The following is a 15911-nucleotide window of genomic DNA, read 5'->3' as shown; positions in this document are numbered from 1 at the left end:
GCGCAGGAAGTTGCCGATCCGGCCGATCGCCTGCTCCAGGTCATCCACCCGTGGCAGGGTGACGACGCGGAAGTGGTCCGGCCACGGCCAGTTGAACGCCGTGCCCTGGACGATCAGCAGCTTCTCCGACAGCAGCAGGTCGAGGGCGAATTTCTCGTCGTTGAAGATAGGGCACACCTTGGGGTCGATGCGCGGGAACGCATACAGCGCGCCCATGGGCTTGACGCAGCTCACGCCGGGGATCTCGTTGAGCAGCTCGTAGGTGCGGTTGCGCTGCTCCAGCAGGCGACCAGGCGGCAGTACCAGGTCGTTGATGCTCTGATAGCCGCCCAGGGCGGTCTGGATGGCGTGCTGGGCCGGCACGTTGGCGCACAGGCGCATGTTGGCCAGCATGTCGATGCCTTCGATGTAGCTCAGGGCATGTTGCTTGGGGCCCGAGATGATCAGCCAGCCGGAACGGAAGCCTGCCACGCGGTACGACTTGGACAGGCCGTTGAAGGTCAGGCACAGCAGGTCCGGGGCCAGCGACGCCGTGCTGATGTGCACGGCCTCGTCGTAGAGGATCTTGTCGTAGATCTCGTCGGAGAACACCACCAGGTTGTGCTGGCGCGCCAACTCCAGCATGCCCAGCAGCAGCTCCTTGGAGTACACCGCGCCGGTGGGGTTGTTCGGGTTGATGATCACCAGGGCCTTGGTGTTCGGGGTGATCTTGGCCTTGATGTCTTCGAGGTCAGGGAACCAGTCGGCCTGCTCGTCGCACAGGTAATGCACCGGCTTGCCGCCGGCCAGGCTCACCGCGGCGGTCCACAGCGGGTAGTCGGGCGCCGGGATCAGCACTTCGTCGCCGTTGTTGAGCAGCGCCTGCATCGACATCACGATCAGCTCGGACACGCCGTTGCCCAGGTAGATGTCCTCGATGGTGACGCCTTCGATTTCCTTCTGCTGGCAGTACTGCATCACCGCTTTACGTGCGCTGAACAGGCCTTTGGAATCGCTGTAGCCCTGGGCGGTGGGCAGGTTGCGGATCACGTCCTGGAGGATTTCGTCCGGCGCCTCGAAGCCAAACGGCGCCGGGTTGCCGATGTTCAGCTTGAGGATGCGGTGGCCTTCCTCTTCCAGACGTTTGGCGTGCTTGAGCACCGGGCCGCGAATGTCGTAGCAGACATTGGCGAGCTTGTTCGATTTGCTGAACTGCATGTTGGGATCCTGGTTGGACAAGGCGCGGCGCGCCGCCGGTGAAAGGTTTGAAAAGGGCGAGGCGCATGCCAGACTGGCTGGCTTGGAAAGCCAACTAATATACGTTCCACCCGCGCCATAAATAAAGACGGTGCGAGGTGAAATTCAGCCTGCCGAGGTCCCTTCATGCAAAAGATCGACAAGACACTGGACGAGTGGCGCGCCATGCTCGACCCCGCCCAGTACCAGGTGTGCCGCCTCAAAGGCACCGAGCGGCCGTTCAGCGGCAAGTACAACAGCGAACGGCGCGACGGCATCTACCACTGCATCTGCTGCGACCTGGCGCTGTTCGACGCCAAGGCCAAGTTCGACTCCGGTTGCGGCTGGCCGAGCTTTTACCAGCCAATCGAAGAGGCCGCGATGATCGAGATCCGCGACACCTCCCACGGCATGATCCGCACCGAAGTCACCTGTGCGCAATGCGACGCCCATCTGGGCCACGTGTTCCCCGACGGCCCGCCACCGACCGGCCTGCGCTATTGCATCAACTCGGTGTGCCTGGACCTCAAACCCCGCGATTGAAGGAGCAAACGCATGGCCGATGCATTGCTGGACATCCCCTGCGTCACCCTCGCTGGCGAGCAGAAAGTGCTGGGCGATTTCGCCGGCAAGGCGCTGCTGGTGGTCAACACTGCCAGCCAGTGCGGCTTCACCCCGCAGTACAAGGGCCTGGAGCGCCTGTGGCAGGACTACCGCGAGCAGGGGCTGGTGGTGCTGGGCTTCCCCTGCAACCAGTTCGGCAAACAGGAGCCGGGTGATGCCCGCGAGATCGCGCAGTTCTGCGAGGTCAATTTCGGCGTGAGCTTCCCGCTGTTTCGCAAGGTCGAGGTCAACGGCCCCGGCGCCCACCCGCTGTTCGCCGCGCTCAAGCAGCGTGCCCCGGGCCTTTTGGGCTCGCAGAAGATCAAGTGGAATTTCACCAAGTTCTTGCTCGACCCGGCCACCGGCAAGGTCATCCGCTACGCGCCGACCACCAAGCCCCAGGCCCTGGAGGCCGACATCGAGCGTTTGCTCAAGCGCTGAGTGGCACCCAATGATCGATCAGTGCCAGTAACTCTTCGCGGCGGAACGGCTTGGCCAGGTAGTCGTTCATGCCGGCGGCGCGGCAGCGCTCGCGCTCCTCGGGCATGGCGTTGGCGGTCAGGGCGACGATGGGCAGTTCCGGCCAGCGCCCGCTCTGGCGGATGCGCCGGCTGGCTTCGTAGCCGTCCATCACCGGCATGTTGCAGTCCATCAGCACCAGGTCGAAGGTTTCCTGTTCCAGGAACTCCAGGGCTTCAACGCCCTGGGCGGCGACCTGCACCTGGCAGCCGAGCTTGGCCAGCATGCCTTTGGCCACCAACTGGTTCACCGGGTTGTCCTCGACCAGCAGGATGCGCGCCCGACGCTCCTGTGCCATCGACACTTCGTGGGGCAGGGGGGCGTTGGCCTCGCCCTGCAGGGTGCGGCGCAGGGTGTGGTAGAGGGCGTTGCGCGCCAGGGGGCGGGCCAGTTGCTGCAGGGGGGCCAGTTGCGTGGCCTGCTCGCTGGGCAGGAAGCTGCCGTAGGCGGTCACCAGCAGGATCGGCGCCTGGATGCTTGGGCGCAGCGCCAGTACCGGGTCCAGGTCATCGGTGATCAGCAGGTCGACGACACCGTTGAGCTCATTGGCTGCGTCGATTCGCACATAGTCCAGCCCCCAGCCCGGCAGCAGCCCCTGCAGCAGCTCGGCCAGGCCGCTGCCGGCATGGGTCAGTGCCACCACGCGCCCGGCCAGCGGCGCCGGCGGGATCGCCTCGGTGTGTGCGGGCAGCGGCAGGTCGGCGCTGAAGCGGCTGCCAAAGCCGGTTTCGGACTGGATGTGCAGGCGGCCTTGCATGGCCTTGCACAGGTTGTGGGTCAGGGTCAGGCCCAGGCCGGTGCCGCCATACTGGCGGGTGATGCCCGCGCCGGCCTGGGTGAAGGGCTGGAAGATGCGCGCCTGGGCCTCCTCGGGGATGCCGATGCCCGTGTCGCTGACCTCCAGGCGCACGCCGCCGACGATGCTCGACAGGCGCAGGTCGACGCGCCCGAAGCGGGTGAACTTGAGCGCGTTGGACAGCAGGTTGCTGACGATCTGCCTGACCCGGGTGGGGTCGCCAAGCACGCTGCTGGGGAAGTTCGCGCTGATCAGGCAGGTCAGCTCGACGCTGGCCGCGGCATTCTGCGACAGCAGGTTGGCGGTGTCTTCGAGCATTGCCCCTAGGTCGAAAGGGATGCGTTCGAGCTCCAGCTGGCCGGCGTCGAACTTGGACAGGTCGAGAATGTCGTTGAGCAGTTCCACCAGCACCTTGCCCGAGTCGTGGGCGATTGACAGCTGCTGGCGCTGCTCGCCGGCCAGAGGGCTGTCCAGGGCCAGGGCGATCATGCCGAGCATGCCGTTGAGCGGCGTGCGGATCTCGTGGCTCATGTTGGCCAGGAAGGCCGCGCGCGCCTGGGCCATGCCCAGGGCACGCTGACGCGCCTCGTCGAGCTCCTGGTTGGACTGGCTCAGGCGGTTGTTGCTGGCCTTGAGCTCGTTGGTGCGGGCCGAGACGATGTCTTCCAGTTCGTTGAGGTATTGCGTCAGGCGGTTCTCGGCGTTGCGCCGCTGCTGGATCTCGGTGGCCATGCTGACGAACTGCTGGTTGGCGACCTTGACCAGCACGCCGATCTCGTCGTTTTCATGGCCCTTGGGGCAGTCCACCCGGGTTTGCCGCGGCGTGCGCGCATCGCCACCGCTCAAGGCACTGATCACCGTGACCAGCGGTTTGGTCAGCATCAGGTAGAACAGCGCCAGGAGGATGCCGGTGAGCACCAGGCTGCGGGCGAAACCGTTGAGCAGGGTAACCCCGGCACGGTCGAGGAAGCGCCCGCCGAAGGCGAAGGTGTCGACGTCCAGGTACAGGGTGCCCAGGTACTCGCCGGGCATGTGGGCCAGGTACAGGCGGTCCTGGAACTGGCGCTGCTCGCCGAACAGGAAGTCCGACAATGGTCGGTAGCGGCTTTCCAGCCTGGGGCGCTCGGTGTCGGCCAGTACCGTGTCGTTGTTGTCGATCAGGCGGGCGCGCAGCAGCGCCGGAGATTTGAGCAGGCCGCCGGTGAGTTCCTGGGCCAGTTCGGTGTCGATGTTGTAGGCGATCCGTGAGGCGGTGTCGTGGCTGATCTTCAGCAGCGCCTGAATTTCACGGTTGATGGACGCGTCTTCGCTGGCATAATCGATGCCGATCTGGATGAGACTGAGCAATGTTCCCAGGATGAAGCCGACCAGGACTGTCAACCGGGCTTGCTTGTATGACAGGCGATTGGTGAACTTGATATCCATGGGTCCCAAGCCGGTGATGTGCTCCGTGCGCTGCGCAAGCATAGCCGATCAGCCCTGGCCGCTGGCGGGTCTGTCTGTTCATTTCAGTTGATCGTCGCTTAAGGGCCGCTGCAAGGCCCATCGCGGGGCAAGCCCGTTCCCACGTTGGTGATGCGTCGCCTCTGTACCCTGTGCGACAGCGCAGCCAGCAGAGCCAAGCGATCCCCCGAGAATGGCGTGGCAGCGGGCTTGCCCCGCGATGGGCCGGATGCCCCGAAAAACTGAAATTCTTAGGAGCCTCCCATGGACGCCCGCCTTACCGCTTTTCTCGACCGCGCCGAATCCGTCCTCGCGCGTCTCGAACCCTTGCTGCCCGCCCCGCGCCCGGCCATCGACTGGTCGCAAACCCTCGCCGCCCGCTGGCAGCGCGATGGCCGCAGCGGCTACCTGATGCCGCTGGAGGTCAGCCTCGACATTCGCCTGTCCGACCTGATCGGCGTCGACCAGCAGCGCGACCAACTGGGGCGCAATACCCACCAGTTCATCAACGGCATGCCGGCCAACCACGCCTTGCTGTGGGGCTCGCGCGGCACCGGCAAGTCGTCGCTGGTGCGTGCGCTGCTGGCCGAACACGCCGGTGATGGCCTGCGCCTGATCGAAATCGAGCGCGACCACCTGGCCGACCTGCCGCGTGTGGTGGAGCAACTGCAAAAGCTCGAACAGCGCTTCATCCTGTTCTGCGACGACCTCTCGTTCGAAGCCGGGGAGGGCGACTACCGGGTGCTCAAGAGCGTGCTCGACGGCTCGCTGGAGCAGGCCCCGGACAATGTGCTGCTGTACGCCACCTCCAACCGCCGCCATCTGGTGCCGGAAAAACAGAGCGACAACGAAAACTGGAAGATGGTCGACGGCGAGCTGCACCCCAACGAAGCGGTGGAAGACAAGATCGCCTTGTCCGACCGTTTCGGCCTGTGGCTGTCGTTCTACCCCTTCAGCCAGGAACACTTCCTCAATGTGGTCGAACACTGGATCGGCCAGTTGGCGCGCCCGGCCGGGCTTGCCTGGCAGCGTAGCGAAGCACTCGATATCCTCGCCGTGCGCTGGGCCACCGGCCGCGGCAACCGTAATGGCCGTTGTGCCTATCAGTTCGCCCGCTACTGGGTCGGGCTGCAATTGCTGGAGCAGAAATAAATGATCGACCTCAACGCCAGTGGCCAGGGCCTCGACGGCTACGCCCTGCTGGCCGCGCAAGTGCAGGCGCTGTTCGCCGACGAGCGTGACTTCATCGCCAACGCCGCGCAGTTTTCGGCCTTCCTGTACAACCAGGTGGACGATCTGAACTGGGCCGGTTTTTACCTCAACCGCAACGAGCAGTTGGTGCTTGGGCCGTTCCAGGGCCAGGTGGCGTGCGTGCGCATTCCGTTCGGCAAGGGTGTGTGCGGCGCGGCGGCGGCCACCCTTCAGACCCAGCGGGTCGAGGATGTGCATGCCTTCCCCGGGCATATCGCCTGTGACAGCGCGTCGAACAGCGAGTTGGTGATCCCGTTGCTCAAGGACGGGCGGTTGATCGGGGTGCTTGACCTGGACAGCCCGAAGGTCGGGCGTTTCAGTGAGGCCGACCAGGCCGGGCTGGAGCGCCTGGCGGCGATCTTTCTGGAATTGACTGATTGCTGAAATGAACAAAGGGGCCTGTGAAGGCCCCTTTGTATTTGTGCTGTTCCCATCGCGAGGCAAGTCGCATCGGCGCACCGCCGCTCCCACGGGATCAGTCGTAAATGACCCGCTTCTTCCAGGTCTCGTCCTCGTCGGTCTTGAGGCCTTCGGTCAGTGCGTTCTGGTCGTCCGCTGCCGGCTCCATCTGGTCCAGTACCTGGGCGTTCGCCCGGTTCAGCAGCTTCTCCATGTAGGTGAGCTGCTCTTCATACTGTTTAGGTTCGGGCTGCTTGCGCAGGTACTGCACGCCGCGCTCGAAGGCCAGGCGCGCCTGGCCCGGCTGGTTCTGCTGCAGCGCCTGCTGGCCCAGGTTGTTGAAGAACTCGATGTGCAGCAGCACCAGGATGTGGCGGATCTCCTTGACCCAGTACTTGCCCTCGTTGGTGGCCAGGAAGCCTTCCTGGGTAGCGCGCACGATCTGATTGTGCAGCAGCTCCAGCAAGAAGCGCACGTCCTTGGCCTTGACCTCGGTGTGGATAGGCGAGGGCGGGTTGCTGACCGGGATCTTGTCGCCCTGGGCGATCAGGCCTTCAAGTTCGCCGATGCGCGCCTTGAGCTCGGCGCTGTGCTTGTCCAGGGCCAACTGGCGCTGGTTGAGGTTGAGTTCCAGGCGGGTCAAGAGCAGCTTGAGCGCCGGGGTCATGAACTGGCCGGGGAAGGTTTCGGTGATTTCACCGCAGCGGCGCAGGCGGTCGGCCAGTTCTACCTTGAGCCGGACGCGTTCGAGCTTGTTGTTCTCGACCACGTTGTTGAGGTAGCCGATCACGATCAGCAATGCGATACCCGCAACGATAAGCAGGGTGATCAGAAGTGGTGTCACCGTAAACGCCTCATGAAGAAGTTTTGCATCTGTACGAGAGTGTAGTGAGTTCGCCGAAAAGCGAACAGTGCAGCCTGGCGGACAGCTTTGGGACGTGCTGTTCGTCGTCGGCTTGCGGTACTGGTATATGTCGGCCGCAGTCCGGATTTCTCCAGATGCTGGCGCATTGCCATGAGCTTGCCGGGCTACCGTCAGAAAATCAACGCCAATCCCTGGGCGCACCTGTCAGCACCTTATAGGAAAGCGGGAAGTCATTGATTTAAATAAATTTCTACAAAGGGGTTGACGGCTTTCCATGGCATCCATAGAATGCGCGCCACTTGCAGCGTAAAGCACACAGCGGAACGCGGCAGGGAGTGAAGATGTAGCTGTGTCCCCTTCGTCTAGTGGCCTAGGACACCGCCCTTTCACGGCGGTAACAGGGGTTCGAGTCCCCTAGGGGACGCCAATGCGGGAATAGCTCAGTTGGTAGAGCACGACCTTGCCAAGGTCGGGGTCGCGAGTTCGAGTCTCGTTTCCCGCTCCAGTTTCTCCGGCACTGTTTCGGCAGGGCAGGAAAAGAAAATCCAGGCTGAATCGCGAGGTTCATGTTCTGGTGCGCTGCAAAGCGTCGGCTTAGTCCCCTTCGTCTAGTGGCCTAGGACACCGCCCTTTCACGGCGGTAACAGGGGTTCGAGTCCCCTAGGGGACGCCAAATTGCGGGAATAGCTCAGTTGGTAGAGCACGACCTTGCCAAGGTCGGGGTCGCGAGTTCGAGTCTCGTTTCCCGCTCCAGTTTCAATGGCGTCGTCTTGTACGGTGCAGGTGGTGAAGGTCTTCATGGCGCTTCACGCCAAATGCGGTATAGCTTCACTTTGCGGGAATAGCTCAGTTGGTAGAGCACGACCTTGCCAAGGTCGGGGTCGCGAGTTCGAGTCTCGTTTCCCGCTCCAAATCGAAAACGCCACTTCATTTGAAGTGGCGTTTTTTTTTGTCTGAAAATCCCTCTCCCGCTTCTGTCTGCAATTCAAGACCTGTCATTTTTGTCAGTGGTCGCTCTCACAGGGCGGCGGTATAAGTACTCAAGCGTGTTCGAAGCCAGGATCTTGGTCGCTATTCGGTGCAAGAGTAGAGTTGAAATCATGGGCAACGGTCTGAGCGATCTGATGGGTTGGCTTCGGGAGAAAAGTCGCATGTACTCATGGGACATGATTGTTGCGATGGACCGAGATCGGCTCAATCGTCTGTTGCTGCATGCCTATATCGGTCATTTCGGCAACAGCAGCTACTTCAAGCCTTTCACCACCACCCTCGAGGCCGATTCGGCAGCGGTGCGCTACCTGCAAGATTTTGTGCTGGATCGGCCCAGGTTGTCTTTCGAAAATGCCGATTTGTCATATTCCCGGGCCAGCTTGAACATGAGTATCATCAGCGGCAACGACGTTGCAGTGCAGCAACGCGCAGGGGGGTGGGAGGTCTCCAGGTTGGAATGGATCGAGCCAATGGTGGGGCCCTTGCTCGAACTCAGGCTAAAGTTGGATGAAGTGGAAACGCAAATCATTGACGAAGTCAAGTTGAGGCTGGACCTTAGCAAGAGTGAAGACTTTCTGCTGAAGTTCGATGCGGACATCGGATTGCAGCGCCTCGCCGGGGAAGATTTTGCGGCGCTGTTTCGGAAGTTGCCGGATGAGCAGCGTTTTTTTGAACTGGGCTCAATTCGGCGCCATCCGGACAGCCTTTTGCAGCCACGCTCATTCCGCTTGGCAACGCAACCTGATAAGGAAAGCCAGGACGCGAACGGCGCGGTTCTTGTATTTGTCAGCATGCAGGAAGGGCATAACTTCGACCCGCCTGGTGAGGGCAGCGGATTCCGCTATCTCATCCCAAAGAGTTATTTTAATTTTTCGGCGATCGCCATGCTGAGCTCGTGGCGATTCTATATTGTTTGGCTGTTGGAGGCGTTGAAGAAAAAACTCACCACGTGTGGTGAACCCCTATTTATCGGGGTAGGTGAATGTGAGAGGGTGAGTATTTCTGATACTTCGCTATTTGTTCCCGCCTCGGAGCATCGTAGACGTTGGAAGATGTATGGTGAGTTTTTCGAGGTTGTTCTAAGGCACGAAGAGTTCACCTTTTTTGATGCCGGGGAACTCACGGTCTTTCAGCTAGGTGATAGGATGCTGTTGTCTTGGCCAGTGACGGCAAGATTTAAGTATGAGTATGAACTTAATTACGATGAACCGTCTGCGCATGGACAGGGTGGAGTCCAAATGCTTGGTCATGATTTGTCAGGCCTCCTTGAGTATACGTTGTCAGGGACTCTTGAGGTTGAGATCGGGTTGATGGAGTTTCCAGTTGTTCACTATAAAGTCATGCGCAGTGAGTTTAAGCGTGGGGCGCAGAAGGGTGAGGCGCCATTGTCGTGGGAAGAGTACTTTACATTGCGCGGTGAGCATATTCAGGCCATCGATCCGGATGCGGGTGATGAATGGGAAAAGGCCATGTTGTTGCTCTATATCATGTGGTTGATGACGGTGGGCTTTAAGGCGGTAGTCGATGGTATAGTGGAATCCATACTCCTCTCTTTAATTGACAGTATTACTGAGGTAATAACGAGTCTACCACTTCGTTCGGAAGTGCTTCGCCAAGTCAGGCAGGTAGTGACGCTGAACTTTGGAGAATCTTTCACCGGCAATCAATTTTTTGGGCCTACGGACCTGGTTCTATTCGGCCAGGTGCAGCCGCGTAGTTCAGGGATGATGATAGAGCCACTCGAGCCCAGAGTAGTGATTGGGGGGGAGTGCAAGTTCAGTGCAAACGGGCTGACGACCGGCCCAGAGTGGTTTGTCGAGCCACTCGAGCCTGGGGGCGTGACCAAGGGTCATATTGAACGGCGTTCGGGACTTTATAAAGTCCCGGCCGAAACCCATTTCGAGGGCTCCTATTGGCGTGAGCGAATCAGGATGGTCTTTGGGGGCCATACAGCCTGGGCGCTGGTTACATTGACGCGTCAAGCGCTGGCAATAGCACCGCTGGTTCAGTTGGTCCCTGCAAACGGAGAAGTCACTTTAGATGCTGGTACGACCGAACAAGCAGCGTTCACTTGGTCAATTGAAGGAGACGCAGCAGGCGGGAAGTTATCGGCCAGTACCGGGCCTAGGGTGCTGTTTACGGCAGGTGCCGGTAATGATGATTATCCACATTTGGTGAGAATCAAAGTCAGTAACCAGGATGAAGACCGCTACGCGAGCATTATCTCGATGGCGGCCAGGCCCCATTTGACCCTGCCCATCCGTGTTGACAACATGGACCAGGCACGCCGACAAGTGACACTGAAATACCCCGATGACCTGAGGCCTGGGCGAAAACTGGTCTGGGAAATCGTCGAGGGTGCAAGCAGCGGCACGCTTCAGGTCTCGGAGGATGGTCAGTTTTTGGCCCGGTTAGAAATAGTTGAACATCCGCTGGATCGTTACATGGTAATGGGTGCAGAGATACGAGACGTTGAAGAAAGTAATCCGCAGGTGTTCATGAAGGGGTATTTTATACTGCCATTGCCTTTGCACGATTACATAGACGTTTATTCGCGCCTTCAACAAACTGTCTGAATCGAGAGGTGCTGCATGGAAAGCAATATTCCAAGTGCCATTTTGACGTGGTTGAAGAACAACGGGGATATGCTGTTCTGGGATGCGATCACGTCACTGCCGCTGGGCCAGGTCAATGAATTTTTGCTCAGTGCCTATGAGCGCAGAGTAGCGGATCAAACCATTCCGAGCCGGCTCAGGGGGACGGTCGAGTATTCGGATCTGGGGGTCGTACATGAGCTGGACAATTACCGCGTTGATACCCCGCTTTTCAGCCTGGAGAGTACGTCATATAACAAGGCCGATGTAAAGCTTTCAATCGCGCTCGAGCAGGGCGCTCAAGCCATAAGCAACCTGTATGGGGAAGTCATTGCGATGTACTCCCATCGTACGGTCAACCCCTTGCAACCTCTCCTAGAGTTGCCCATGGAGTTTGCTGCGAGTGAACTAAAAGTCGACATGAGGAATGCAACAGCCTTCAAGCTAAGTCTGGGCGCGGGAGACCTGGCGCCCAACCTCGGGCAACGAATGGCTGAACAAATGTTCAAAGGCATCGCGATTGAGAATAGTTCATTCACCCTGGCGCAGGTCCTGAGCTCAAGCATCAGTCCGGTGGATATGAAGATTCGCAGCCAGACTTCTACCAGTGATTCTCGCCAGGCAGTGCTTTTATTCATGGCTTTTGGCAAGGACCGCCAGGGGCACGTCCCAACTGACGGCTCTGGCTTCCCTGCGCTGTTTTCTCAAAGCGCCAGCGACGAGCAGACATGCACGACTATGCTGTCTGCGCAAATTCTTCACCAACTAGCCTATCGAAAAGCCATCCAAGCGTCCTTGGAAGAGGCAATCTGGACGTATGAGACGGACCCGCAGGGCAGGATCATCAAGGCGCAGGCAACCGAAGGTTATATCCTGGTGCCGGCGGGAAAAGTGCCCGATCAAAGAATCGAGTTCGAAACCTTCGAATTCAGGATACACGCAGGACGCGATGCGCAGGCCTTGACGGTCGACTTTAACAACGCCGACGTTGAGCAGACCTGGAAGCCCCGCTGCACGGTGACTTGCCGCTACCGACCCAAGGGTGGCAGCAACTGGATCAATGAGCTTGTAACGCTTGAGCCGGAGCTGAACTTTCGATTCACGCTGCAGGCGGACACGCAGACAGAATCGGGTCGCCTTGATAGCACTGGTACAGTGTGGAGCGAAGCGCTGCCCGGCAAAGCCAAGGAGAGAAACGCAACACTCGAGAAATTGACCGATTACAGTATCAGGCGAGGTTTCATCAATGACTTGTCCATGTGGTTGCACGCGAAAGTAGCGACCGGTTTGCTGTCGGTGTTGCGCGCAGATAATGGCAAGTCGCTGCAGGTCGCGAGCATGGAAATTCCGGGACATATGGCGGTGCAGGGTACATTCGAGCGAAATGGCGGGGCTCTGCGGATTGTGCAACGTGGCAGGCGTCTCGCGGCAGGAGACACGCTGAGGTTTACCACGCAACCCGCGCGCACGGGTATCGAGTGGAGTTGCGGGGCGCTACCGGATTATCCATGGAACACGGGAAGTATCGATCCCATTTCGGGTGATTACCTCGCCCCTGCGAGCGAGGAACTGCAGGGCAACACGCAGCGTGTGAACATCGTTGCATATGATCCTGCCAGCGGCCAGGCGGATGCCACTCAATTGACGGTGTTGGGCAGTCTCGTCAATGTCTCGCCTGCACTGCAGGTGCTGGAAGGCGTTAAGGCTGGCGCCGAAGTACAGTTGCATAGCTTTCAGATGGCGCAGCACTCACTGGATTGGTCACTCGTCAATGTCGAAGGTGGCGCGGGCGGTGAACTGTCAGTTGCGGTGGATACCGCACGTTACACTGCAACAGCGCGAGAGCCGGACATCTACTGTTCCATCGACAAGGTCGTTGTCGTGGGGCTTGATACCCAGGGCAGGGCGGCAGGTCGACCTGAGTCAGCGGTCATCCTTCGTCGGTTCAAGGACCCTGAAATCATCGTTCTGCGCGCGGAAGCCATGCCAGAGGAGGGTAGCCTCCAATTGGAAGGCTGGTACCAGGGAGAGCCCGATGATGTGGAGTGGTACCTTCCGTTGCAGGGGCCAGGGACCATAGATGATAACGGCCTTTACCGTGCGGACCCGGATGCCCCTGATAGCTACGTGATCATCCGTGCCCGCAAAATTGTCAGTAGCGGTGAGAAAAGCGGGCATATCATTGTGCCGTTGCCGCTTCAACGATTCGAAAACGTGCGAGCCATGCAATTGCGCTACGCTCACTCCGTTCGCCTGGCTTGCTCGAAGAACCTCCCGGGCTGATACCGTAGCCGGCCGACGTCTGCGTTTGTTGCAATCTGTCAGGGCTCGCTGGCGCCGCGCCTTCGCGTCAGGAGTAGCGCTGAGTCGACGCCCTGACGTTGGTGCTTTCAACCATGGCGCCAGAGAGAGGCCTGCATATCGCTTAGTGCCTTACGCTGTGGAGGATCGAATAGCAGCGCTCTCGTCATTGGGCAAGGACTTGCGCTTCATCATATTCGCGGCCCTATGCGCTGCAAATCCGGGCGTGGCCAGCATATTGGCGGCCATTGCACTTTTTTGAATCAGCTTGTGTGCCAGCTTTATGGTCGCAATATCTCCTAGGGAAGTCCCGGCATTAACCCACCCGGCCACTTCCGAGAACTTTGCCGCCCACTTCGCCCCTGTGGCGCCCGTGATGATATCCGCAGTCGTGCTGACTACCGAAGAGATGGCCGTGACTGTCGAGACGATGGCGAAGGTCACCGCCTTGGCAACCATGGTCGTGGCAGTGGCTGTCGCGGTCGCCAGCGTAGCGGCGTTGGCGGTCGCCATCATGCCCGTCGCCGCGACAGCCACTCCAGGCAGAGCCATCAGTGCTTGGCCAGCGGTCACCACCGCCAGCGCGGTGAACAAGACGCCTAAGCCTATGCCTATCAGGATGCTGGAGCTGGCTTTCCAGAACTGCCGTTCGCTGGCCAGTTGCTCCGAGGACTTGTCGATTGTTGACCCGGGGGCAGACAGTGCAAGGTCATTGAAGTACACGGCAAAGCGGCCGCTGGGATCACGCAGGGTTACTGGGTTGCCCTGGCAGTAGGCGTAGCCATTGAGCGCCCCGGCCTCGAACGGGCTGAGTGCGTCGGGCTGCAGGAATCGCATCTGTTCGGGATCATAGGCGCGGTGGCCACGGCCCAGCAGGTAGTGGCCTGTGATGGGATCGCGGTACTCGCCGTTGAAACCGAGCAGGCTTTCGAATGTGTCCACCCCAGAGCGCTCGCCGTGGGCCAGGTAGTGGATGTTGCGTTGTAGCGCGCCACTGTACTCGGCGATGACTGAATGACTTGCCAGGGTCTGCAGCAAGCGCACGGGCGGGTTCTCATTCGCGATCTCGGCAAGGGGCTGCTCACCGAGAAACGCCAAGGTCACTGCCCGGTTGCCGTGCAGCGCGACACTCAGCCGCTTTTCCTCGAAACCGATCAGGGTGTCGTCCACCGCGACCAGTTGGTCCAATGCGTCATAGCGATACTTGCGTACTCGCTGACCATCGCTGACCGTCATCAGACGTCGCTGTGAGTCGTAAACCAGCGTTCGGCCACGGATGTCCACACGTTGGCACCCATTGTCGTCGTAGTTGATTTCCAGGCGCGTGGTGCGAGTTGCCGAATGGTAGGTGATGGAGTCGAGCTGGCAGCGATCATCCGGCAGGTAAGCAAAGGTCATGATTTCCTGAGCGGAATCCTCGTATGTGCTGAAGCGGCTGACGATATTGTCCAGCTCGTCGAAGCTGAACCGTTGACTCATCACTCGACGCTCCTGAATGTCCTTTGGCAGGTCGGATCCCTTGAACGTATGGCTTTCCAGACGGCTGCGATTGTCGTAAGTGAAGCTCTCCAGCAGCAGGTCGGTGTTGCCCTGCTTGAGTTGGCGTGAGGTTAGTAAACCATCTGGCCCCAATGTCTGCGAGAGGGTCCTTGGCGGCTTGCCTGACTTGGTCAGGATGCGCTTGCTTTCCCGCCCCTGGTTGTCGTATTCGAAATCTATGCGAGCAGTGCTGTCGCTCGTCAGGTCGGAGGTCAGCAGCATTGACGTGCGCCCGAAAAGGTCGTGGGTGCATTCCACCTTCAGGCGTCCGGTGATTTCAGCGCCGTTCACCAGGCCCTGGTCGTTGTAGGTGAACAGTGTATTGAGCAGTTGGTCCGGGCTGCCGGTGGAGTGTATTGCCAGGCGACCGTGCAAACTGCGCGATTGGATCTTCTGCAGGCAGCGGCCATCGATGTCTTGCCATGTTTCGCTGGCGAGCTGGTTCTGCCAGTCGTATGTGAAGCTGCGCTCGCCTTCTGCGCTGCTTGCCAGGATCAGTTTTGCATGACGCTTGTCATATTCGAACGTGGCTTGTTCGCTGGGTGAGCTGATCGACGTGGGGTTGTCGCTCAGTTCGGCACGATGGGAATATCTGATCGGGTCGCCACTGGCAGTCATCTTGAGGCTCGGGGTGCGCATGCCCGTTGGGTATTCGAAACGTTCGGTGCGCTTTGCCGTCGTGATCTGGGTCAGTCTCCCCAGGCCATCATGGTCCTGCCTTGCCAGCAGCACGGGTGCAGCAGATCGGTCGGGTGGCGGTATCACCGTCACCCGTTCAGGCAACTCCTCATGGCTGAATGCCTGATAGGCACGAGTGGCCTGGGTGCCATCGGGTAGGGTCGTCGAAATCAGCCTGTTCCAGGCGTCATGGGCATAATGGGTTTCATTGCCTCGTTCATCGATGCGTCGGATGCAGTTGCCCAGTCCGTCGTAATCTCTGGTCTGGGTCAGGAAGTCGCCCGCTGCGTCCCGGCGATGCTCGGCCACAACCTGCTCGAACGGATTGAGCCAGCTTTCCAGCCAGTTGCTGATCAAAGGTTCCTCGGTGCTACCTGCCTGAAGCCAGGTAGTTTTGATCAGGCCTTTGAAGTCCAAATTGCCGATCGGGTTGGTTTCGGTGTGCTCCACGGCGCCTTCGGGGCGGGCAATGGCACTTCGATTGCCCCAGTCGTCATAGCTGAAGGTTGTGCGCAAGGGCAGCGCCCTCAATGTTCCAGGCAGGTAATCTGTCAACGTCTCTACTTGCACTTGCCCGGCGCTATCGTGAGTGAGCCGCAGCGTTTCGTATGGGTGTTCGAGGTCTTTGTCATTGATATGGTTGCGTGTTTCTCGGGTGGCGCGGCCGAGGCCGTCTAGGTAGGTGACCGTCACCACACCCATGACCGAAGTGCAGGTC

Annotated in this window: 10 protein-coding genes and 5 tRNA genes; 11 read left to right on the top strand and 4 right to left on the bottom strand. The window is 59.8% G+C overall.

All coding sequences use genetic code 11. From position 1 onward, the window contains the following. On the bottom strand, positions 1-1197 hold a 1197-nt coding region (locus DM373_RS27050), incomplete at its 3' end, for a pyridoxal phosphate-dependent aminotransferase (RefSeq protein ID WP_110996441.1). A gap of 165 nt (positions 1198-1362) precedes the next feature. Here DM373_RS27050 and msrB point away from each other — a divergent pair. Further along, entirely contained in the window at positions 1363-1758 is a 396-nt protein-coding gene (msrB, locus tag DM373_RS27045) for a peptide-methionine (R)-S-oxide reductase MsrB (RefSeq protein WP_110996440.1), read from the top strand. A gap of 12 nt (positions 1759-1770) precedes the next feature. Continuing rightward, entirely contained in the window at positions 1771-2259 is a 489-nt protein-coding gene (locus DM373_RS27040; RefSeq protein ID WP_110996439.1) for a glutathione peroxidase, read from the top strand. On the opposite strand, the gene DM373_RS27035 is transcribed toward DM373_RS27040, so the two are convergent. Continuing rightward, entirely contained in the window at positions 2249-4600 is a 2352-nt protein-coding gene (locus tag DM373_RS27035) for a hybrid sensor histidine kinase/response regulator (RefSeq protein WP_110996438.1), read from the bottom strand. The genes DM373_RS27040 and DM373_RS27035 overlap by 11 nt on opposite strands. A gap of 240 nt (positions 4601-4840) precedes the next feature. Here DM373_RS27035 and DM373_RS27030 point away from each other — a divergent pair, with 240 nt between their 5' ends. After that, on the top strand, positions 4841-5728 hold the full coding sequence (locus tag DM373_RS27030; RefSeq protein WP_110996437.1) for an ATP-binding protein: 888 nt from the start codon (positions 4841-4843) through the stop codon (positions 5726-5728). Next, positions 5729-6211: a GAF domain-containing protein gene (locus DM373_RS27025; RefSeq protein WP_110996436.1), complete on the top strand. Its 483-nt coding sequence runs from the start codon at positions 5729-5731 to the stop codon at positions 6209-6211. Between the two features lie 91 nt (positions 6212-6302). Here the strand turns inward: DM373_RS27025 and DM373_RS27020 are convergent, their stop codons facing one another. Continuing rightward, complete coding sequence (locus DM373_RS27020) at positions 6303-7070, bottom strand: hypothetical protein (protein WP_110996435.1); 768 nt, start codon at positions 7068-7070, stop codon at positions 6303-6305. Positions 7071-7442: 372 nt separating this feature from the next. On the opposite strand from DM373_RS27020, the gene DM373_RS27015 reads away from it, so the two are divergent. From DM373_RS27015 to DM373_RS26985, 7 genes are all read left to right on the top strand, one after another. Further along, positions 7443-7518 (top strand) — tRNA-Glu (locus DM373_RS27015). A 2-nt stretch (positions 7519-7520) separates the two neighbouring features. Next, positions 7521-7596, top strand: a tRNA-Gly gene (locus tag DM373_RS27010). Positions 7597-7688: 92 nt separating this feature from the next. Next, positions 7689-7764 (top strand) — tRNA-Glu (locus DM373_RS27005). Between the two features lie 4 nt (positions 7765-7768). Then, positions 7769-7844, top strand: a tRNA-Gly gene (locus DM373_RS27000). A gap of 82 nt (positions 7845-7926) precedes the next feature. After that, positions 7927-8002: transfer RNA gene (locus tag DM373_RS26995), tRNA-Gly, on the top strand. Between the two features lie 189 nt (positions 8003-8191). Then, positions 8192-10657 carry a hypothetical protein gene (locus DM373_RS26990; RefSeq protein WP_110996434.1) on the top strand — a complete coding sequence of 822 codons (2466 nt, stop codon included), beginning with the start codon at positions 8192-8194 and terminating at the stop codon, positions 10655-10657. Positions 10658-10672: 15 nt separating this feature from the next. Then, positions 10673-12958, top strand: coding sequence for a hypothetical protein (locus DM373_RS26985; protein WP_110996433.1), 2286 nt, complete (start codon positions 10673-10675; stop codon positions 12956-12958). Positions 12959-13108: 150 nt separating this feature from the next. Here DM373_RS26985 and DM373_RS26980 read toward each other — a convergent pair. Next, the coding region (locus DM373_RS26980; RefSeq protein ID WP_167409877.1) for an RHS repeat-associated core domain-containing protein at positions 13109-15911 on the bottom strand (2803 nt) is incomplete at its 5' end.

Source organism: Pseudomonas sichuanensis, from assembly GCF_003231305.1.
Lineage (GTDB): Bacteria > Pseudomonadota > Gammaproteobacteria > Pseudomonadales > Pseudomonadaceae > Aquipseudomonas > Aquipseudomonas sichuanensis.
The sequence above is the reverse complement of the archived record's forward strand: the minus strand, read 5'-3'. Positions and strand labels throughout refer to the sequence as shown.